The sequence below is a fragment of the Bacteroides sp. AF25-38AC genome, from assembly GCF_003602995.1.
Classification (GTDB): Bacteria; Bacteroidota; Bacteroidia; order Bacteroidales; family Bacteroidaceae; genus Bacteroides; species Bacteroides uniformis.
Genome location: NZ_QTMD01000037.1, coordinates 18491 through 38240 on the forward strand (window position 1 = coordinate 18491; position 19750 = coordinate 38240).

Annotated in this window: 19 protein-coding genes and 1 pseudogene; 9 read left to right on the forward strand and 11 right to left on the reverse strand. The window is 42.9% G+C overall.

The features are described from left to right. Positions 1-18 precede the first annotated feature (18 nt). The 5 genes from DWY55_RS18810 to DWY55_RS18830 form a co-directional block, all read right to left on the reverse strand. A complete protein-coding gene (locus DWY55_RS18810) occupies positions 19-2409 on the reverse strand; it encodes a GumC family protein (RefSeq protein ID WP_120178246.1) in 2391 nt (796 codons plus the stop codon). 16 nt (positions 2410-2425) lie between these two features. Further along, entirely contained in the window at positions 2426-3217 is a 792-nt protein-coding gene (locus tag DWY55_RS18815) for a polysaccharide biosynthesis/export family protein (protein WP_005868837.1), read from the reverse strand. A 12-nt stretch (positions 3218-3229) separates the two neighbouring features. Beyond that, positions 3230-4351 (reverse strand): MraY family glycosyltransferase, encoded by a 1122-nt coding sequence (locus DWY55_RS18820; RefSeq protein WP_005868835.1) that lies wholly within the window; start codon positions 4349-4351, stop codon positions 3230-3232. Between the two features lie 74 nt (positions 4352-4425). Beyond that, on the reverse strand, positions 4426-5004 hold the full coding sequence (locus tag DWY55_RS18825) for a UpxY family transcription antiterminator (protein WP_005868833.1): 579 nt from the start codon (positions 5002-5004) through the stop codon (positions 4426-4428). A gap of 870 nt (positions 5005-5874) precedes the next feature. Further along, positions 5875-7095, reverse strand: a complete 1221-nt coding sequence (locus DWY55_RS18830; protein WP_005868829.1) for a tyrosine-type recombinase/integrase — start codon at positions 7093-7095, stop codon at positions 5875-5877. 566 nt (positions 7096-7661) lie between these two features. Here DWY55_RS18830 and DWY55_RS18840 point away from each other — a divergent pair. From DWY55_RS18840 to DWY55_RS18860, 5 genes are all read left to right on the forward strand, one after another. Then, positions 7662-7973 carry a DUF2958 domain-containing protein gene (locus tag DWY55_RS18840; RefSeq protein WP_005868826.1) on the forward strand — a complete coding sequence of 104 codons (312 nt, stop codon included), beginning with the start codon at positions 7662-7664 and terminating at the stop codon, positions 7971-7973. Between the two features lie 73 nt (positions 7974-8046). Next, positions 8047-8283: a hypothetical protein gene (locus DWY55_RS18845; protein WP_005868824.1), complete on the forward strand. Its 237-nt coding sequence runs from the start codon at positions 8047-8049 to the stop codon at positions 8281-8283. 13 nt (positions 8284-8296) lie between these two features. After that, entirely contained in the window at positions 8297-8545 is a 249-nt protein-coding gene (locus DWY55_RS18850; protein WP_005868823.1) for a hypothetical protein, read from the forward strand. Between the two features lie 43 nt (positions 8546-8588). Further along, entirely contained in the window at positions 8589-9026 is a 438-nt protein-coding gene (locus DWY55_RS18855) for a hypothetical protein (protein ID WP_005868821.1), read from the forward strand. 267 nt (positions 9027-9293) lie between these two features. After that, a complete protein-coding gene (locus tag DWY55_RS18860) occupies positions 9294-9803 on the forward strand; it encodes a hypothetical protein (protein ID WP_007569216.1) in 510 nt (169 codons plus the stop codon). A 15-nt stretch (positions 9804-9818) separates the two neighbouring features. Here the strand turns inward: DWY55_RS18860 and DWY55_RS18865 are convergent, their stop codons facing one another. The 5 genes from DWY55_RS18865 to DWY55_RS18885 all read right to left on the reverse strand — a co-directional run bounded on the left by DWY55_RS18865 (position 9819) and on the right by DWY55_RS18885 (position 14085). Continuing rightward, entirely contained in the window at positions 9819-10106 is a 288-nt protein-coding gene (locus tag DWY55_RS18865) for a hypothetical protein (RefSeq protein ID WP_007569214.1), read from the reverse strand. A gap of 110 nt (positions 10107-10216) precedes the next feature. Continuing rightward, positions 10217-11743 (reverse strand): type II toxin-antitoxin system HipA family toxin, encoded by a 1527-nt coding sequence (locus tag DWY55_RS18870; RefSeq protein WP_005868817.1) that lies wholly within the window; start codon positions 11741-11743, stop codon positions 10217-10219. Beyond that, positions 11733-12053 carry a helix-turn-helix domain-containing protein gene (locus tag DWY55_RS18875; protein WP_005868815.1) on the reverse strand — a complete coding sequence of 107 codons (321 nt, stop codon included), beginning with the start codon at positions 12051-12053 and terminating at the stop codon, positions 11733-11735. Before DWY55_RS18875 ends, DWY55_RS18870 begins: the two co-directional genes overlap by 11 nt. Positions 12054-12152: 99 nt before the next feature. Beyond that, positions 12153-13742, reverse strand: coding sequence for a type II toxin-antitoxin system HipA family toxin (locus tag DWY55_RS18880; protein ID WP_005868813.1), 1590 nt, complete (start codon positions 13740-13742; stop codon positions 12153-12155). Beyond that, positions 13735-14085 carry a helix-turn-helix transcriptional regulator gene (locus DWY55_RS18885; protein WP_005868812.1) on the reverse strand — a complete coding sequence of 117 codons (351 nt, stop codon included), beginning with the start codon at positions 14083-14085 and terminating at the stop codon, positions 13735-13737. Before DWY55_RS18885 ends, DWY55_RS18880 begins: the two co-directional genes overlap by 8 nt. A 129-nt stretch (positions 14086-14214) precedes the next feature. On the opposite strand from DWY55_RS18885, the pseudogene DWY55_RS22420 reads away from it, so the two are divergent. Together DWY55_RS22420 and DWY55_RS18895 are read left to right on the forward strand one after the other, a co-directional pair. Further along, positions 14215-14374 (forward strand): annotated as a pseudogene (locus DWY55_RS22420) (helix-turn-helix domain-containing protein). Between the two features lie 126 nt (positions 14375-14500). Then, a complete protein-coding gene (locus tag DWY55_RS18895) occupies positions 14501-15781 on the forward strand; it encodes an ATP-binding protein (RefSeq protein ID WP_005868811.1) in 1281 nt (426 codons plus the stop codon). Positions 15782-16086: 305 nt separating this feature from the next. On the opposite strand, the gene DWY55_RS18900 is transcribed toward DWY55_RS18895, so the two are convergent. Next, positions 16087-17145 carry a LuxR C-terminal-related transcriptional regulator gene (locus DWY55_RS18900; protein WP_120178245.1) on the reverse strand — a complete coding sequence of 353 codons (1059 nt, stop codon included), beginning with the start codon at positions 17143-17145 and terminating at the stop codon, positions 16087-16089. Positions 17146-17446: 301 nt separating this feature from the next. Between DWY55_RS18900 and DWY55_RS18905 the strand changes: the two genes are divergently transcribed. Both DWY55_RS18905 and DWY55_RS18910 read left to right on the forward strand, forming a co-directional pair. Continuing rightward, complete coding sequence (locus DWY55_RS18905; RefSeq protein WP_007564611.1) at positions 17447-18679, forward strand: DUF3575 domain-containing protein; 1233 nt, start codon at positions 17447-17449, stop codon at positions 18677-18679. Beyond that, positions 18676-19596 carry a DUF5119 domain-containing protein gene (locus DWY55_RS18910; protein ID WP_007564613.1) on the forward strand — a complete coding sequence of 307 codons (921 nt, stop codon included), beginning with the start codon at positions 18676-18678 and terminating at the stop codon, positions 19594-19596. Before DWY55_RS18905 ends, DWY55_RS18910 begins: the two co-directional genes overlap by 4 nt. Positions 19597-19750 lie beyond the last annotated feature (154 nt).

Genomic DNA, 19750 nt, shown 5'->3' on the forward strand with positions numbered 1-19750 from the left:
CTGTTTTCCGTCGGAACCTTAGTGGTATCCTGAGCCGTAACCGTAGTGATAACCATATCGATAGCCATAACGGTATCCATAGCGACCGCCACTTCCCTCGGTCCCGTTCAAGATCAGGGACATGTTCTTGTATTTTTTCTCCTCGTAGATTTTCTCCAATTCAGCAAGCATACTCCGTTCAAGTAATCCTGCACGAACTACGAAAACGGTACGGTCGGCCAGTTTCTCAATAATTTGCGTGTCGGCCACCAGTTCAACGGGCGGACAGTCGATCAGCACATAGTCATATTGCTCCCTTACAGTATCGATTGTCTGCTTTAACCGCTCGTCGAACAATAATTCCGTTGGGTTAGGAGGAATCGTTCCCACGGGTAGTATATCCATAGATTTATGTTTCGGATCGGGTACGATGATCTCATCCAGATTATCGATACGACCTCCCAGATAGTCGCTCAATCCCTTGTCAGGAGAGTCGATATAGGATGATGCAGAGGCGTGGCGCAGGTCTCCGTCGATTACCAGCACTTTTTTTCCTTTGATGGCAAGGCTCACGGCGATGTTCATGGTCAGAAACGATTTGCCGCTGCCCGGATTGAATGAGGTCATGATGATGACATTCGAAGTCTTGTCCTTGCCGGTCATAAATTCCAGGTTGGTACGCAATACGCGGAATGCCTCGTTGATGATGTCACGGTTGCCCTCCTTGACGATAACGGCCTTGACTTCCTGCGGTTTCTTTCCTAATATCCCTTTTTTCTTTCTTGTGAACAGCGGAATTTCACCGATGAACGGTATAGTCAGGTTTTCCAGGTCTTTCCTTCCCCGTACACGGGTATTCATATTCTCGCGCATGAAGATAATGACTATCGGAATGAGCAGCCCCAGAGCGAATGCGACCATAAAGATATTTTTATGCACAGGGGATGTCGGCAACATGCTGCCGTGTGGCGGGGTAACAATGTGGGTATTATAAGCCGTGAACGCCTGTGAGAGTTCGTTCTCTTCACGCTTTTGCAACAGGAATAGGTAAAGAGCTTCCTTTACCTTCTGTTGGCGCTCCACCGAAAGCAGGTACTTGGCCTGTGTTGGGTTGGCCGCTATACGTGATGTCGTCTGTTGCTCCGTCTGCCGCAAACTTTTTATCTGCGAATTCAAGGTCACTATCTGATTGTCGATAGATCTGATTATCGCCCCACGCATGGATGCCAGAGCCTGATCCATATCCACGACCAGCGGATTTTCCGTGCTGCTGTTCGCAACCAGACTGTTGCGCTGCAACAGTTGCTTGTTGTATTCGGCAATCTGCGATTCAATATTGGCGCTTTCAATGCCGGAGTTGGCCGGAAGCAGTTGGGTACGGTTGGCATCGTTGGCTAAATAGTTCCGGATGTAACGGGTCATATAAAGCTGGTTGTTCAGGGACAGGATCTGCGCGTTGGCCGCACTGCTTTGAGCCATATACATACTCGATGCCGCCTGCACGTCGGGCAACAGATGTTCTGACTTGTAAGAGGAGATATCCTCGTCCACATTTCCCAGTTCCCGTTCGATTACGCCCAGACGCTCGTTGATGAACATTGAGGTGCTGACAGCGATCTGGTTTTTGTCCTTCACCCAATTCTCGTTATAAACGGAAATCAACATGCTCAATACATCTTCTGCCCGCTGTGTGGAGTTATCCTTGAATGACAAGTCTATGACTGACGCTTTCTCGCTGTTCAATGAAACGGACAGATTGGACGAGCAGGAGTTGACGGCGTTATACAGACTGGATTTGCCTACATATAATGTATATGCCTCGCCTTTCACGTAATTGGGTGTTGTATGGATAATGATTTTTCCCAATGGCGTAGTGATGGAGTCGAGCAAGCTTCCCTTTACGTCCTTTTCTTCAAGATCTGTCCCGTTACGTATAAAGTCGGATAGGTATAACGTACCGTCCGGCTGTATTTCCAACGTAAAACCGGCTGATTCATTCTCAGGCAAGTCATTTATCGTTACATCCACCGGTAATGTCAGTCCATAGGCTACCTGACGGTGGAATTTTCCCCGAACGAAGTAATTCATATCCAGACGCAACCGTTTAACCACTTCGGTCATTAAAGACGGTGATCGAAAGGTGATGAGTTCGTTATTCACATTTGTACCGGATTGAAACAGCCCGAACTCCGAGAAGGATTCCAAATCCGAGGAGACCGACTTGCCTTTGGAATCCTCTTTGATCAATACCGAAGCGGTACGTGTATATACGGCAGGAGTGCGTAACAGATAGGCAGTAGCGGCACCGATCGTTACCGCTAAAGACAAGACGAACCACTTCCATCTTGCGAGGCACAGGTATAACAGGTCCTGTATTCGCAGGAAATCATCCTGCTGCCCCGGTTTTATATTCTTTTGATTTACGGTCATCATATCTGATTCTATATTATTTTACAATCAACACGGTAATGGTCGTCAGCAACGAGGCCAATGACATCCAGAAAGAGGCTGAGCGGACGTTATTGCCGTTGACGGTCGCCTGCCGTGCTTTCATTGAGTTGGGTTCCACATAAACGATATCGTTCTGCTGCAAATAATACACAGGAGAGGCATAAAGGTCATATCCCGAATTCAGGTTGACCTGATACAGGGTTTTTTTCCCGTTTTCCTCCCGTTGTACCAGCACGTTTTCCCGTTTCCCATAGACGGTAAGGTCCCCGGCCATGCTTAAGGCCTCCAAAAGTGTCAGCTTGTCCTTTTCGATATTGAAACGTCCGGGGGTGGCAACCTCGCCCAACACTGAAACGGTCAGGTTCATAAACTCCACTGTAACAACGGGGTCTTTCACGAGATTCTTTGAAACCAATTCCTCTTTTATATACGAGGCGATCTCCGCGCGTGTCATTCCTGCCACATGGATATGTCCCAGCACAGGAAAATCAATATCCCCATCCTTATTTATTGTATATCCTGATATTCCCTGACTATTGGATGTACCTGATGTCGTACCAATCTGTCGGGATATGATCGGAAGGTTGAAAAGGTTCATTAATAAGGGGTCTTTGCTGTTGACCTGTATGGAAATCTTGTCTTCTGGACGTATCCGGATTTCCAGCGGGTTCAAGACTTGCTCTGCGGTACCCCGTTTCAGGTCCGTGAAATAAGCGACTTTCGGTGTGGCACATGATCCCAATAGAAAGGCCACGGTTAATAAGGATAAAATGTATCTGATTTTCATATTTATTGATTTTTATTTGTTGGTTTTCTGTTCCGATTGAAGTTGTGCGATAGATTTTGTCAGCCTGATGTTGGCGAGAGTCCATATCAATATATCACCCAAAACGATCCAGTTCACATTGAGATAAAGGGACAGAAGAATATTGAGCAGTATGAATATAGTTGACACGGAAACAATGATGATCATGGTATTGCGCTGCTTTATTCCGAGAGCAAGCAGCTTATGGTGGATATGGTTCTTGTCCGGCAGGAACGGGTTCTTTCCGTTGCGTACCCGATGCAGGTAAACCCTGACCACGTCACAGCATGGAACCAGCAAGGGTGAGAAGGCCAGCACCATCGGATGTACATTTCCTGTATTATCGTCTAGTCCGCACATGGTCAGTTTGAGACTGAGGAAACAGAGCATCATGCCGATGGTCAAACTGCCTGTGTCGCCCATGAAGATCTTCCTTCCGTGTTTGGCGTTCCCGAAAACATTGTAATAGAAGAATGGTACCAACACTCCCAATGTGGCAAACGCCAGCATGGCATAAACATACTGATGGAGCATAAAGAAAGTCAGTCCATAAAATAGGCAGGCGATACTGCATAGCCCGGAAGCCAGCCCGTCAATGCCGTCAATCAGGTTGATGGCATTGATGATGAAGACCACGATCAGGATGGTCAGGGGATATCCTAACCATAACGGCACCGCATGGATGCCCAGAACACCGTATAGGTTGTTGATATATACCCCACCGGCAATAAGCATCACGCCGCACAGAATCTGGATGACAAACTTGGCACGATAACGGATACCGATCAGGTCATCGGCCATGCCAACCAGATATAGTACCATGATGGAGCAGAAAGCAAAAGCCAAAGAGCACACGTCGTTCCCGATTTCGGACAATATCTCCGAATGTCCCAGCACCATATTGATTCCTAGCAACAGGGCTATGGTGAAAAACACTACCGGCTTGAATGCGATACCACCCAATCGGGGCACCGCACAATGATGTACCTTCCGCTCATCGGGAAAGTCGAACAATTTCTTACGGAAAGCGATTAGCAGAATCTGGGGAATGACGATACCCGCACAGAGAACACAAAGCAAAAATGCCAGTGAACAATTTACAATCCAAAAATACATATATTCAAATATTATTTTATTTGTGTAAGGCCACGAGGAAGGGGAACTTCATCATCTCCTTTTTGTGTCATCTCTCAAAATTTGTCACAATCGGAATCATTGATGACTTCAATCAAATCGGGATGAACTTCTACCGATATACCCATAATCCCTTCAAGCATCACAACCACCCGGCGGCGACGTTTTCCTTTCACCCGCATGAATACGCCCTTTACTCCATTGAACTTGCCACCGTAAATACATATGTGGGTACCTTTCCGTATGTCAATCTCTTCCGGTTTATAATAAATAGTGTTTTCTTCATACTGCGAGGCAATCTTGATAAAGCTCTCCATTTGCTTATCCGGCACCACGATATATTTCAGTCCCGTGCTTTTCTCCCACATCATGAATTGTAAGAAATTATATTTTTTTTTGAAATCCGTGATCTGTTTTCGGGAAGCATGCACGAAGACGAGATTCGGGATGACTGGTACAAGCCTTTTGGATTTCACTCCGTGATAGACCCTTACGGCATAGTGTTTCGGTATGAAATACTCTAGACCATCCTTGCCTTTGAGCATCTCTTCCGCCTTTTTCTCGTTTTTATAAGCGCTCATGGCGAACCATTGGATTCTAGTTAGATCTTCCCTTGTGGTTATGGGAGTACTCATTCGTCGTGTGTTTTTTAGTTATTACGGCAGGTCAAGATATACCCATAGTTCATCCCAACTTATGTATTGGTCTGTATTATAGTAATTTATGTCTTTTTTGGCTGTCATATCAACCATTCATGCCGTCTTTTATCTTGCCGCATTCCTATTTTTCTCCATAAGAGAAATAGAGGACATAAATATTTAACATATATAATTGATTTACAGGGATTATTCGCTGTAAATACAATCTAGTTTACTCAACATTTGTTATGTAACCACGACATTTAACGAGGTGGCTATTAAGGTTTTTCTTTGTTTTATGCTATTATGTTCAATAATTTATGTATTTTTGCATATTCAAAACATTTCTCTTATGGAGAAAACCGTCATTTATTCAATCTTTTTCAAGCAAGAATTTTGTACTTTCACGGGGCTTTTTCCTTTCTGAATCCATCTTGTCATACAACTGAAAGTATAGGGTATATACTTGTTCATTATATTCCTATGGCATTCGTATAGGAAATTTCTCCTATTTTCGGTGTTTCTCTTTCTGAGAGAAATGGGGTGATTGGTATTTTGATGTATATCAAATATTTATAAGATTGGTATAATCAATTTGCTCAACAAATAATCAGTTTTTTCTAATCATACCTCTTATTTTTTATGGTATGACTAATATTTTTCTTCTGATTTTTAGTGTTTTTTGTGTTATCTTTTGTACTTTTGCATTTACAAATCTTTCTCTCAGAAAGAAAACTTCAATTTGTATAACATAATTCCAACTTATTTTTTGTCAGATAAATAAAAATAATAATTGCCATAGAATAACAGCGGGCCGATTGGGCACGTATGCTGAAACCTATGGCGTAAACTGTTTTATAATGTGAATTAAAGTGTATTTAAAATAATACTGTTCGCTTTATCCACTACGGAGGTGTCTAACGATGCAAGATAAATCCGTGTAGTGCTTTCTGAATCATGTCCCATAGCTTCGCTGATGGTAGCCAACGGAATGTTTTTGCTTCTGGCGATAGAAGCCCAGGCGTGACGTGCCACATAACTCGTCAGCGGAATAGGAAGGCCGATTTGTTTTCCCAATTTCTTTAGTTTTGAATTCACCAGCTGGGCTGCATTCTTGTATTGTTTCCGTTCATCCGTTTTTGCGTCGAGAATGATCGGCAATAGATAAGAAGAACCTATGGTATCGTATTTATCTATGATTTCTTGCATGGGCTTTTCCCATTTGATTACTAGCTGTTGGTTGGTCTTTTTTCTGCGATATGATAAAAAACCGTTTTGCAAATTACTTTTCTTTAGATAAGCCATGTCTATAAATGACATCCCTCGGGTATAAAAACTGAACATAAATAGGTCTCTTGCATATTCCAAAGAGGAGTCGTGACTTAAATCCATATCGCGTATCTGTCGGATAATTTTGGCCGGAACTGCCCGTTTTACAGTTTTATCTATGCCCGTATATACATGTTTAAACGGATATCGCTGTATAACCAATTCTTTTTCTACGGCACGATTATACATGGCTCTGAGGTTTCTCATGTAATAGGAAGTACTGTTCGGACAAATGTCATTAGATTTTAGATATTGTTCATATTCCATCATCAGGTTGGAGTCTATATTGTCGAAAGGGATGTCTCTGCCTTTCTTTCTGAAATTCATGAATCGCTTGAAGCTATTGAGCGTAGTGGTATAAGTTTCTGTGGTGCGTATTTTACCTATTTGTCTCAATTCTTCAATGAGATTCTCACAAAATGACACAAAGTACTCGTTCACAGGAGGAGCGGAATAATATTCAATGATTTCGTCTGCCGTATATTTGTATCCAAGATTCTCAAATCTTATCATAATATCTTTTAGACGTGAGGTGTCTTCCTCAATACATTTTTTTAAAGAAACCAAATACCGATGCCGGTTTTCTCCTGTCTTTGCTGGTATGATTATTTGGGAATTGAAAATATCCCACTCGTCAGGATAAATCTTGTATCCTGAATTTATCTGCCTTGCTACACGATTATGAATTACTTGATAGAACAATGTTCCCGCTTTTCCTTCTATAGAGGAATGTCGATACTTTATTTTTAATGATGCCATTTTTTTGTTTAATTAATATTATATTCTCCAAAATAAATGTTTTGGCGTATTATATGTTTAATAACCAATAAATTAGATAACTGTTTGATTTTGATTATAGTTGGATTTATATTGATATGGCGAAATACTTGGCTATTATATATCAATGTGAATAATGTTGGATTTTATTCTTCTTTTATTTCCGTACTGCCCTTTTCCTTGTTTTCTGCCTCCCCTAATGTACGTTTTTTCATAGCCCCGTCTGAGAGCCTTTGTTTTTGAACGGCAAATTTATTTCGGTGGATGGATACGAAAGAGTTCCGGTCTTCGCCCTTTGTACCGAAAAAAATAACGCCGGACGGCTTCGCTGTCCCCAACATTTTTTGTCGTCCAAAACTTTTCTCAATCCCTCCTTCCTTCTTGTTGTGTGCCGTAAAAAAAAGGCTTATAAACTCAGATGGGGCATGAAAGCTCAAAAAAAAAGTCGGCAGAAAGAAAAGGTCATCCCGGAAAGGGGTTTTAAAAAAAGGTCTTTAAATCTAGCTGAAGCATAAAATTAGAAGTTTAACCCTTTAAAAATGTGACATATGATTACAGTGACGGAACAACTAAAGAATGTGTTTGAAGCCAACCCTTTGTACTCAAAAGAGGGGCAGGGGCTTAATGCGGAAGTCATCGCAAGGTTTTTCCTTCCTTTTTCTTCGGTGGTATGGTTGGTAACGGAAGCCGAACAGCAGGAAGACGGTGACTGGCTTTTTTTCGGTTATTGCCATATTCAAGAATGGGAATGGGGTTATGTGCTTCTTTCTCAAATTCAAGAGGTGAATGTTCGTGGGTTGACCGTGCAGCTGGATAAAGGACTGAAAACCGGTATAACGGTAAAAGCTTGCCTGAATTGATTAGAGAATAAACGGAGAGGGAACAACCCCTTTCCGCTTTCCAACCGGAATATTGAACTTAAAAACGGAAGTTATGGTTTACGAGACGAATTGCACGGAAATAACACAGGACAAATGGCGTGAGCTGATGAAGTACGGTAGAAAATGCTCCTATCGGCTGCTTACGGCGAGAATCAAGCGGGAATTGCCGGAATTATACCATGCGCTGGCTCTCCAGTTCTATAATCCTTATGCGGAACAGTGCAGGCAGACACCCACACATTATATATTGGTTCATTCGGCCATTGAATATTTTATCAGAAAACAATAAAGGACAAATGGTTATGAAAACAAAAAAGGTTGATAAAAAGAAAACGCTGGCTTATGCGGTGGCATTTTACTTTACGGATGTTTCCGTAAAGTTCATGATGGGGAATGCGATGTATGAGTATGTACATACCGTTTATGACAGGCGGTATGATAACGGTGGCTTTAATACGCTTGCCGTAGTCTATAATTACAAGAGGATGAAGTACGAGGTATTGGTCGTATCGGACGAGAAGGTAGGTGATAAGGAGATTCATATATTATAAGTTTCACAAACAGGGCTTTTGCCATATAAAAACGGCTTTTGAGATGAAAAAGTTATCGGCTTATACGGTTGCATCCAACTGCACCGACTTGACGGATATACGTGACGGCATCGCTGAAATACATGAAGCGATGAAGACTTGCGTTGAATCCGGGAAACATATCCCTTCATTCTATGTTTCCCGGTTGGCCAAACTGGAAACTAAAAAGAAGAAACTGGAGAAACGGACGCAGGTACACATGACCGTCACCATCCGTTTCTTTATAGATGATGATACCCTTACAATGGCAGTCAGGCATTGCCTTTTCTTCAAGCTGGAACCGACTCGGCAGAATGTGATGAAAGCCATCCGTGATGCGGTTCTTAATAACGGACGTTCCATTCTTGACTTTCCGGAAGCATGGGGAGAAGATCTTATGGATGTGTCTTTCTTTGATGTGGAGAATGCCATGAAGAAGCTGCGTTCCTCATTCGGCCTATAAACTTCATTGCATATTTTTCCGAAAGTAAAGTAACCGTTGGATTTTTGGCCAGCGGTTCTTTTTTCAAAAAAGAACCAAAAACTTTGAATACAATCTTTTTTCATCTTCTAACTTATGTATTCGGAAAAAATTCCATGGCATTCAGAAAAGGGATGATAGCGGTTTGGGGATTATAGGGTAGATTTGTGGGGTAAGCTTACAGAGACAGTTTTTATAGGCAGGTTCCGAAAAGCCTTTGAGAGAGTAGGAGAACATGAGTTATAATATATGGCTATAAGTATAAATGATAGACAATTGATTACACAATTTATTACTAATACTCAGAATTTGAATGTTAATTTACCTACAAATGGTGGAGGGTGTGCTAATTTAGTTAGAGGAATTATAGAACAGGCAACAGGAAAAAGAATTTCAGTTAATCCTTTTGGAGCTTCTTTAGAAAGTATGATACAAAAAATAAATACCTATCATGATTTAGCTAAATGTAATAATGGAGATATATTATATTTTGTGCATCTTCCTAATGCTGCTGTAAATTTACATCAAACTATTCATTATGCAATTTTTTGTAATGTTAATAATGCTGGTGTACAGAAAAATGTTATTGGGATAAATGGATTAGCAGATCTTTCTTTTTCTCCCACAGCTTATCATGGTGTTGTAGCATCTGTAATATCTCCGGGTAATTTTAATGGAGTAGGGCAGGTGATATATGATACTGTAGCATTCCCTAATATTCTTGGTGAATTGTATGTTATTGATTATGAATTGATATAGGAATAAGTTTCTTCGTTATTTTATGGCGTACAGTAGTATAGAAATAGAAAAAAACTGAAAATTGAATAGTAAATTTGTTTGCTCCATGTTACGTTTATTACCGCTTGTAATCGGGCTTTGCGCAGACTTTATGTCCTGAAGGCTTTTTAGTACCCCTTCCATTTGGAAGATTTTGACAGCAGCGATGAAGGTGGTGGAGGATATATCCGGCTGGAGGCTTTTCAGTGTGTTCTCCGATGGCTGATATCCTCTCATCTTCAGTTCCAGAATGGTATTGAAGTCATCATTTCGCATAGCCTTCATGAAAGCCTCCTCTTGTTCGTTGGCAATGTCCGGATTTGGATCGTATGCAGTTGCTTGCCGAACAAGAACAGACTTTTTATTAATGTAATAGTGTCGCTATTCGTCTGTTTTTATCTTCTAGCTAAAGGCAGTAACAACCGTTCCACAAGTTCTTTCTTGTTCTCAACGGGCATCTTGTTTCTGCCTTTGGCAATGACTTCAGCAGCCAAATCGCTTTTACGCCCGGCAATGTATTTCTGTCGCTTTCCGTTTATGAAGGCCTCGATACGGAAATCATGCCGGGTGTTTTCGATGATGTTGATTTCTGATACCAAAAAGCCATCCTCTGTCTCGTAGGGTTCGACAATGGTGGGCAGGTAGTGTTTCATGGTTTTCCCTATGATCGGAGATACCAAACCGGAAAGATGCTCTTCGATGCGGTCTTTCCAATAGTCATCGATTTGATGATTGGTGGCATAATCGTAAAAATGGCTGATGGCAAGGCTGACTTCTTCGATTATCCTTTTCGCATTCTTTATTCCGTTCTGTTTGGCAAATTGCATCAGGTCATCTTCCGTGATGTCGTTATCTTTTCCTGCAATGCTCATGGAGTGTGCGTTTTCGTATGCCGCACCGTCCAAATTGGTGGTGAATGTCATGTCGTAGGCTGGGGTGATGTGCCATGTGCCGTTTCTTTCCATCAGGAAAGAGAAATTCTTGATGTGGTCATCCACATTGCCGCCCATGATATTGAATACCGTCCTACGGTAGAGTTCGGACTGTTCGCTTGCCGGGATGTTCAGTTTTCGGCAGACTTCAAACAAATCCTCATAGCTCGTTGCATCCGGATTCATGGCAGCAAGTGTCTGTGTATGTATCTTCTCTCCGTTTATCCTATCGTAACGCTCCGTCAGGAAGTGATGTTTTCCCTCAATTTGAATGAGTCGGGAAGGCATCATCGTAATCCCGGCTTCCTTTGCCATCTCATAATATACCATTTCCATTTGCGTGAACGGAAAATCGTCCCCTTCTGCAAACTTCAATATGTAGTAGGTATAGCCCTCCGGTAAAGGGACTTGGCCGGAACGTATATCATGTGTCGTTTCATTGATGGCGATGATGGCTTTCGGGTGCTGCCCTCCGGCTGATGTACCTATCTCATAGATACTTTGCAGTTGCAGTGCTTCGTCATCTTGCACGGATATTTCCTCCCGTTCCTCAAAGATACGGCGTGCCAGTTGGTATAAACTCTCTATCTGGAGAGTGGAAGAGGATTCCAATCCAGGAGTGGCCGGGATGAACTCAAAGGCTCCCATTCCCCGTTTCCCGATGAAAGACAGTTTATCTACCGGTGTGAGTTTGCGCTTGGGGATATGGTTTTGTGCCGCCCATTGGTCGAAGACCATGTTACCCCACCGATCAGGCAATGAATCTGCCAAAAACGGTGGGAGACCTTGATAAGTCTTTTCTTTGTTTCCGAGTATGGGCATACCCTTTGCCGCCGGTCCTTTGACAGAAGCGGTCAGTGGGGCGATTTCCACTCCTTTCTTGATGAAATCCGGATGATAGTTGAAGACGGCTCTTTTGTTTCTTTCGTCCCAATAGAGCTTTCCGACTTCTTCTCCCCATAACATAACACTCACAACATTATTTTCCATGTCTTATCCTTTTCGGCTTTTTATTCATTATTCGTTCCATTGTATAGGCTGAAACAGGTATTTCCGGCATCAGATCATCCATCTGTTCCAGACAGTCCACTACTCGTAACAGGGCAAGAAAGTTGCCCATATTGATGTTATAGGCCTTCCCGTTCTCAAACTGGCGTAAGGTGATAAGGCTGACACCGGCTTTCTCGGCAGCCTCTTTTTGGGTGAGCCTATAGGTTAGCCTGTATTCCTTAAATCGTCTGCCCAGTTCCACTATGATTTCCGGATTGGCCATGGCTTGGGTGATGTGATTCGTTGTCATTTTACAAAGGTAAATATATTAATTGTTAAATCAAAATATGATATATAACAATTAATATATTTACTGTTATATTGAATTGTGCGCGATGTAGTTTGTGTGCTAATCCCCCAATTCCATGCTACGTTTATTGCCGCCTGTAATCGGGCTTTGCGCGGGTTTTATGTCCTGAAGGCTTTTTAGCATCCCTTCCATTTGGAAGATTTTGGCGGCAGCGATGAAGGTGGTGGCGGATACATCCGGCTGGAGGCTTTTCAGTGTGTTCTCCGATGGCTGATATCCTCTCATCTTCAGTTTCAGAATGGTATTGAAGTCATCATTTCGCATAGCCTTCATGAAAGCCTGCTCTTGTTCGTTGGCAATGTCCGGCATATGGATCGTATGCAGTTGCTTGCCGAACAAGAGCAGGTTTTCTCCGATAAAATCGGCGTGTTCCGGCTTGACCCCGCAATCCTTGGCAGTCTCATGCCAATGCGATACGGTTTCCTGTATCTCTTCGATAATCTGTTTGTGTTTCCGGATACCCATGTTCTCACCTACCTTTTGCAGATCTTCCATCGTGAAATTGTCTTGTTTGCCGTTGAGTGACAGCTGGTGGCGGTTCGTCCATTTGCCGCCCGGTGTGTATGAGTAGCAGAGGTCGTATGCTGGGGCCAGTTTCCACTTCCCTTGTCTATCCATCAGGAAAGATAAGTTCTTGCTATGGTCGTCATGGTTCCGGCTCATGACGTTGAACACCATTCTTCGGTATAGTTCCTCCTGCTCTGGATAAGGGAGGTTCATCTGCCGCATGATACGGAATATCTCTTCGTATGAATGGCGTTGGTCACGGTCATAGTGGGCAAGCCCGGCCAATGTCTGTACATGGATCTTCTCTCCGTCTTCCATACGGTCAAAACGTCGTGTCATAAAGTGATATGACTCTTTTTCCTGAAGTAACCGGCATTCCATCATATCGATACCGCAGGCTTTTGCCATCCGGTGATAGGCATATTCGATATTTCCTATTCCTTGTGGATTGTCCGTTATCTGCGTGTGTTCGCTGTATTTGCCGCCATCAAATTTCAACAGCCAATACCCGAATCCTTCAGGAGCTTTTACCTGTCCGGAGCGTACCTCTCCGGTAATATCGTTGTAGGCGATGATGGCCTTGGGCTTGGCACCTCCGGCAGATGTTCCCACTTTCAGTATATCCAGAATGTTTCTTCCTTCCTGGCGCAGTTGGACCTGAAAAGCCATTCTGTCCGTGAATACGGATTTGGCAAGCTCAGTCAGTTCCTCGATATGGAGCACTGATGATTCGTTCATGCCGTTGATTGGCGAGGACGGCTCAAACTCCAGTGCGCCCATGCCACGTTTGCCTACATAGCAAAGCCTGTCTAAAGGGGTAATCTCTTCTCCGGACAATCCCTTGCTGGCAAACCATTCATTGATGATCTGGTTTCCGAAAGTGTCCGGCAGTGAATCGGCAAACAGGCCGGGCAACCCCTTGAAACAGTCGGTACGGTTTTCAAGGAACCGGTAGGGGGTGTTCCTGTACTGGCTGATGGGCATGATGATGGGAGAAATGTCAAGACCGGAGCGGATGAACTTCCGTTCATAGTCGAACAAGGCGGCATTGCTTTCCTTTTCCCAATAGAGAGAGCCTACGCTTTCTCCCCATAGCTTTACATCTACTATCAAATCATTCATGGTTATCTTGTTTTAAATGGCGTACACGGTAGCGTTTCTTTCCTTGCAGTTTTTTGAGCTCTATCGGGCTGACCCGGATTTCCGGTACCAGTTGCTCCAGGTTCTCCAGCAGGCCGAGCGAGCGGAGTACGCTGATGAACAACAGCAGCGATACCGATTTGCCCTTCTCGATGTTCGCAACGGTCAAGGGGCTTACACCGGAAGCCGTTGCCAGTTCTTCCTGCGTGATATGCTGCCTGATACGTGTCTCTTTGATGCGCTGGCCGATTCTCATCAGCACAGCTGGATTGCTCATTTCATTCCACATGGTTGTTCCTTTTTTGCAAATATACAAATAATCCATGTAAATATATAGATTAACTTGAATATATGATGTTAATCTATATGAATACAATGATTATAGTTGCTTTATCGGCTGTTTTTTTCTTTGAACTAGGATGAAAACTGACTAAAATCACAATGTGTTGTGAATATGAAAGAGCTAGGAAAGATGATTAAAGAGTGCAGGAAGAGTTTGAAGGTCAATCAGCTGGAACTTCTCCGAACTGGCGGGCGTGGGCATCAATACGCTGGTGGCCATCGAGCGTGGAGAAGGCAATCCTAAATTGGCTACTGCTTTCCATTGGAGTTGATTAAAGTGCGGAAAAATGTATAAGATTGCTTCTATTATCTGTTTATTTTAGTATATTTGTGCTTTAAATAAGTGCGGATAAATGTATTATACGCTGTTTTTACATGTATAAAAATGCTGTTTGTAGATGAAAAGATTTGTTTTGCAACAACTTATAGAATGGAAAAACCGTGAGGATAGAAAACCTCTGATTTTAAATGGTGCCCGACAAGTTGGGAAAACATGGCTGCTCCATGAGTTTGCCAAACTTGAATACAAAAAAGAGGCTTATGTGGTATGCCGTAAGAATAACCTTGCACGCCAGCTTTTTTCTCAGGATTTCAATGTTGACAGAATTTTACGGGGGCTGCGTGCGATGACTTCCGTTGACATTACTCCGGGTGATACGCTTATTATCCTTGATGAGATACAAGATATCCCGGAAGCACTGGAATCTTTGAAGTATTTTAAAGAGGAGGTTCCGGAGTATCATATAGCTGTGGCAGGTTCACTTTTGGGGATATCCCTTCATCAGGATGTGTCTTATCCCGTAGGGAAGGTAAATGTCATCAATATATTTCCTATGAACTTTGAAGAGTTTCTTGTCGCCAAGGGAGAAGAAGAAGCTTGTAAATTGCTTATGAGTGGGGATTTTGAAACGATAAGCCTCCTGCATGACAAATATACGGATCTCCTTCGGCAATATTATTATGTAGGTGGTATGCCGGAAGTTGTACTCAAATATGTAGAAACGGATTCCTTGCTGGAAGTCAGAAGAATACAGTCGGAGATTTTGCAAGGCTATGATCTTGACTTCTCAAAACATGCGCCCAAAGAACAGGTTCCGCGTGTCCGAATGGTATGGAACAGCATTCCTTCCCAATTATTTAAAGAAAACAAGAAATTCATTTACGGAGCTTTGCGAAAAGGTGCCAGAGCCAATGATTTTGAGATGGCCATTCAATGGCTTGTAAATGCCGGGTTGTTGTATAAAGTGCCTCGATGTACCAAACCGGAGCTTCCGCTTGATATTTATGAAGACCTGTCGGCTTTCAAACTCTATATGGTTGATTTGGGGCTTATGGGTGCTATGGTCAAGACAGATCCGGCCCAAGTCTTGATTAAAAACGACATATTTAAGGAATACAAGGGAGGAATGACTGAACAGTATGTATTGCAGCAGATGAAAAGTAAGGGCGTGTCACCGATTTATTACCATAACACAGACAATTCGCGTCTTGAGTTGGATTTTGTTATTCAACGTAATGCCCAAATGGTGCCGATAGAAGTGAAGGCCGAAGGGAATGTCCGGGCCAATTCGTTGACAGCATTACTGGGAAAAAGACCGGAATTGCATGCGGAGAGATTTTCTATGTTGCCTTATAAAGTACAGGGTAATCTTACAAATTTTCCGCTATATGCAATATAGGTGTATCCTTTTCCCATGCCGGTCATACCGTTAGAACTGATTGATAAGTATGATGCGTATGTTGGCCGGTATGTCTATCTTTGTGGCAATGAAAACAGAGAGAGGATTGATTTACGCCTTGTTTTCCGGGACGGAAAGGAGATTGGCACGGATGATCTGAATCTGTATTATAATTGATGTGACGGCTTGGATGTCCCCCGGATGAATGTTCGGGGGATTCTTTTTCTTTTGGGCGTTCCTGTGGGACGGTCAGGCTTTCCGTTGCAAGTCCTCGCCTAAAGGCTGTGGGCTTTACTCTGCAATCCCTAACGCATGGCTGAAAAGTCCTCTTGCCGGTGTTCTTCTTCATACAGCCTCATGCGTTCTTGTAATGCTTCTTTTAAATTGTCGCTTTTTTTCAGTCCGAGTTTGGCACGTATGTTCGCTCGTTGGCTGGTTATGTTTCCGCTACTCCGATGTAATAATTCGCATATTTGGCTGACGGTCTTGTCTTGCAGTATTAAACGGCAGATGTTTAATTCGGACGGGGATAAATTGGGATATATTCTCCTGATTGTATCAAGTTTACTTTTTTCCTTTTTCTGGTATGCGGCAAGGGCTGTAAAAAGATTTTCTTTGGATTGTTCCCCTATTATGCTTAACAGGGAGCTTGTCTTTTCTTCCGGGTTATTCTCGCTTAACAACTCGGCGAACGCGAATAGTTCTTCCTTTTTCATTTGGAGACGTTTCAAAAGCATTTCCTCTTCCTCTTTTAGCAAGTTGCTACTTTTTAGCAAGCTGCTGATATTACTGTGTAAGGATCTTCCTAATAAGGGGATCATGGTGTATATGATGATGATCAAAGGCAGATAACTGTATAGGAACGGTTCGTCGGTGATAAGTGTGCAGATTGTATAGGAAGCTATGGTAAGGGAGGACAATAGGATGGAGATATTACTCATATAGGCACAGATGGAAAGCATGGTAAATAAGAGAGAGATACTAATGTTACTCATTATCAATGCTCTTTGATAACTATATTCATATCCGCTACATATTGAGCAATAAATTATTTCGATAAAAATCTCGATATGTATGGCTATCAGTATAATGGAAAAGGTCGTGGTCAGATTTACTCTCTTTTTAAAATAAGCGAGAGTGCACATAATGATAAACAGGAATAATACGCTGTTAATATAATAAAACTGTTCATTGGGAAATGGAACTGAATATATGTATATGGGTGCGCATAAGGCCAGCATGAGCAGGGATAGATGAAAGACACGTTTTTGTTGATACGTTATTATCATTTCGCTTTCTTTTTTGTCGTAAGTTTGAGTTTTTATTGAACTTAGAAAAGTAGCGGCTTTTGTGCTGGTTTTCATGTGTTTTATTGTTTTAAGTGTTATTAAGTATAATGTTTCCTGCAAAAATAACTGTTTTTTTTTTTTTTGTATGTTTAAGTACTTTTCTTTATGATGTTAAGTGTTTTTAATTGTTGTGTAAGCGTGATTGGCTGCTGTGGTAAGTGTTGTAGCTGTTGTGTGGTTGTCTTTTTAAGTATTTATAAGTTTAAAATACTTGTTTTTTGCTTTGGAGGTTGGTTTATAAGTGCATATCTTTGGCGGTTGAAATTCAGGGGGTGTAAAAGCCTGGGTTTGGATTGTCATATTAACAAATGATTAAATGACGAAAAGATGTTTTTTTTATATTAAATGTGTATTGTTCGTGCTCGTGTTGAGTATAAGCGGAGAAATATCCGCTCAGGAGAAGCGTGATTCGGTAAGGATCTATTTTCATCAAGGAAAGGTAAATATAGATACATGTTTACTTGACAATGGGAACGAGATGGAGCGGTTTGCTAAAATCTGTTCCGCATTGAACGACTCCGTCCGTCTTATCAGGAAAATTCAAATAATAGGAGGAGCTTCCCCGGAAGGAGGGGGGCTGTTGAATGGAAGGCTGTCTGAAAAACGAGCAGAGGTTTTGTGGCGGTATATATCACCTTATATAAAGATTCCGGTATTGGAGAAGGATTTTCATTTTTCGGGAAGTGACTGGAACGGACTTATAACGATGGTGAGAGCGGATGTGAATGTTCCGGAGAGGGAGGATGTCCTTCGTTTGTTGGAGAAGATCGTACGTTTGGAAAACCAGGACAGCCCTTATTGGGGGGGAGAACTGAAAAGACTGAAAGGGGGGAGGCCATACTCATATTTGTATAAATTCCATTTTCCGAAACTTCGTTCGTCGATGGTGAAAATATGCTATGATAGTGATCCGATAAATCCCGTCAGAGATACGGTATATATACATACACGTGATACGTTGTGCATCCGTGATACCGTTACCGTCATAGCTCCGGTAAAGAAACGGCCGTTTTGCATGGCGGTGAAAACAAACTTGCTTTATGACGCTGTTTTGATACCTGACATCGGGGTTGAGTTCTGTTTGGGGAAGAACTGGTCTGTGGCCGGGAATTGGATGTATGCCTGGTGGAAAAGTGATCGGAAGCATAATTATTGGCGTATCTATGGGGGAGATGTGGAGTTGCGCCGCTGGTTCGGTCGGAGAGCGGTGGAAAAACCGTTTTCCGGGCATCATGTCGGATTGTACGGGCAGATCGTCACCTATGATTTCGAATTGGGTGGGAAAGGTTACTTGGGGGATAAATGGAGTTACGGGGGAGGCGTGGCTTACGGCTACTCGTTACCTGTGGGACATCGGTTCAATGTGGATTTCACGTTGGGAATCGGCTACCTTGGAGGATCGTACAAGGAGTACATCCCTTTGGACGGTCACTATGTATGGCAGACCACTAAAAACCGCCGCTGGTTCGGCCCGACCAAGGCGGGTATCTCTTTGGTGTGGTTGATCGGGCGGGGGAATTATAGCCGGAAGAAAGGAGGCAGGCAGTGATACGGATACGCTTTAGTCTGGTGTTCATATTTTTATGGATAGGACTGACGGCTTGTGAGCATAAGGATTTATGTTACGATCATCCGCACTTTGCCACGGTGCGGGTAATATTCGACTGGACCAAGATTTCCAATCATGACAAGCCTGAAGGCATGAGGGTCGTATTTTATCCGACCGATGATGAAAGCAACACGTGGATATTTGATTTCCCCGGAGGAGAGGGGGGGGAAGTGGAGCTCCCCGAGAATGATTACCGGGTAATTTGCTTCAACTACGATACCGACGGGATGGTTTGGAAAGGAAACGGCAGTTACACGCTTTTTACTGCCGATACGCGTGATGTTCGGTCACCGGATAACCGGACAATGGCTGTCACCCCACCCTGGCTGTGTGGCGACCATATAGACGGAGTTATCCTCAAGGACATTCCGGGAGGAAGCGCGGAGATAGTACGGCTAACTCCCGTAAACATGGTATGTCACTACACGTATGAGGTGAACGGTCTTCGGGGACTGGATAGGGTGGCGGATTTGCGGGCCGCTCTTTCCGGCATGTCCGGCTCGCTTAACATGTCCGGCGACAGTTTGCCCGCCGGTCTTTCGGAGAGCCTGCTCTTTGATGGAATGGTTTCACGGAATCAGATTATAGGCGGATTCTATACGTTTGGACATTCCGCACTTGAAGGAGAGCCCAATGTTTTCCGGCTGTATCTCAAGAACCGTTCCGGCAGCATGTCTGTATTGGAACAGGACGTGAGCGACCAAGTGCATGATGTCCCGGTAGCGGGGCATGTCGGTGATGTGCATCTGGTGTTGAATTTTGATTATGAGGTACCATTCGAGCCGGGAAGTGACGGTGCGGGATTTGATGTGGACGTTGATGATTGGGATGATGTGAATGTGGATATAGTGTTATAAACGGATATTTGAGTTTTCAGTGCGGATTGGATGCCGGGTAAACGCTATGTCAACTATTAAGTAATCGAGTTTATTAATTATATGTATCAATTTAATTTAGGGACTGTCGTAAAAAGAATAAAACTTTATAACGAATTGATTGCCAATGCAATAT

Excerpts from the sequence above, each read along its gene's own strand:
- DWY55_RS18810 (WP_120178246.1), bottom strand. The coding sequence starts at position 2,409 with ATGACCGTAAATCAAAAGAATATAAAACCGGGGCAGCAGGATGATTTC.
- DWY55_RS18815 (WP_005868837.1), bottom strand. The coding sequence starts at position 3,217 with ATGAAAATCAGATACATTTTATCCTTATTAACCGTGGCCTTTCTATTG.
- DWY55_RS18820 (WP_005868835.1), bottom strand. The coding sequence starts at position 4,351 with ATGTATTTTTGGATTGTAAATTGTTCACTGGCATTTTTGCTTTGTGTT.
- DWY55_RS18825 (WP_005868833.1), bottom strand. The coding sequence starts at position 5,004 with ATGAGTACTCCCATAACCACAAGGGAAGATCTAACTAGAATCCAATGG.
- DWY55_RS18830 (WP_005868829.1), bottom strand. The coding sequence starts at position 7,095 with ATGGCATCATTAAAAATAAAGTATCGACATTCCTCTATAGAAGGAAAA.
- DWY55_RS18840 (WP_005868826.1), top strand. The coding sequence starts at position 7,662 with ATGATTACAGTGACGGAACAACTAAAGAATGTGTTTGAAGCCAACCCT.
- DWY55_RS18845 (WP_005868824.1), top strand. The coding sequence starts at position 8,047 with ATGGTTTACGAGACGAATTGCACGGAAATAACACAGGACAAATGGCGT.
- DWY55_RS18850 (WP_005868823.1), top strand. The coding sequence starts at position 8,297 with ATGAAAACAAAAAAGGTTGATAAAAAGAAAACGCTGGCTTATGCGGTG.
- DWY55_RS18855 (WP_005868821.1), top strand. The coding sequence starts at position 8,589 with ATGAAAAAGTTATCGGCTTATACGGTTGCATCCAACTGCACCGACTTG.
- DWY55_RS18860 (WP_007569216.1), top strand. The coding sequence starts at position 9,294 with ATGGCTATAAGTATAAATGATAGACAATTGATTACACAATTTATTACT.
- DWY55_RS18865 (WP_007569214.1), bottom strand. The coding sequence starts at position 10,106 with ATGAAGGCTATGCGAAATGATGACTTCAATACCATTCTGGAACTGAAG.
- DWY55_RS18870 (WP_005868817.1), bottom strand. The coding sequence starts at position 11,743 with ATGGAAAATAATGTTGTGAGTGTTATGTTATGGGGAGAAGAAGTCGGA.
- DWY55_RS18875 (WP_005868815.1), bottom strand. The coding sequence starts at position 12,053 with ATGACAACGAATCACATCACCCAAGCCATGGCCAATCCGGAAATCATA.
- DWY55_RS18880 (WP_005868813.1), bottom strand. The coding sequence starts at position 13,742 with ATGAATGATTTGATAGTAGATGTAAAGCTATGGGGAGAAAGCGTAGGC.
- DWY55_RS18885 (WP_005868812.1), bottom strand. The coding sequence starts at position 14,085 with ATGGATTATTTGTATATTTGCAAAAAAGGAACAACCATGTGGAATGAA.
- DWY55_RS18895 (WP_005868811.1), top strand. The coding sequence starts at position 14,501 with ATGAAAAGATTTGTTTTGCAACAACTTATAGAATGGAAAAACCGTGAG.
- DWY55_RS18900 (WP_120178245.1), bottom strand. The coding sequence starts at position 17,145 with ATGAAAACCAGCACAAAAGCCGCTACTTTTCTAAGTTCAATAAAAACT.
- DWY55_RS18905 (WP_007564611.1), top strand. The coding sequence starts at position 17,447 with ATGACGAAAAGATGTTTTTTTTATATTAAATGTGTATTGTTCGTGCTC.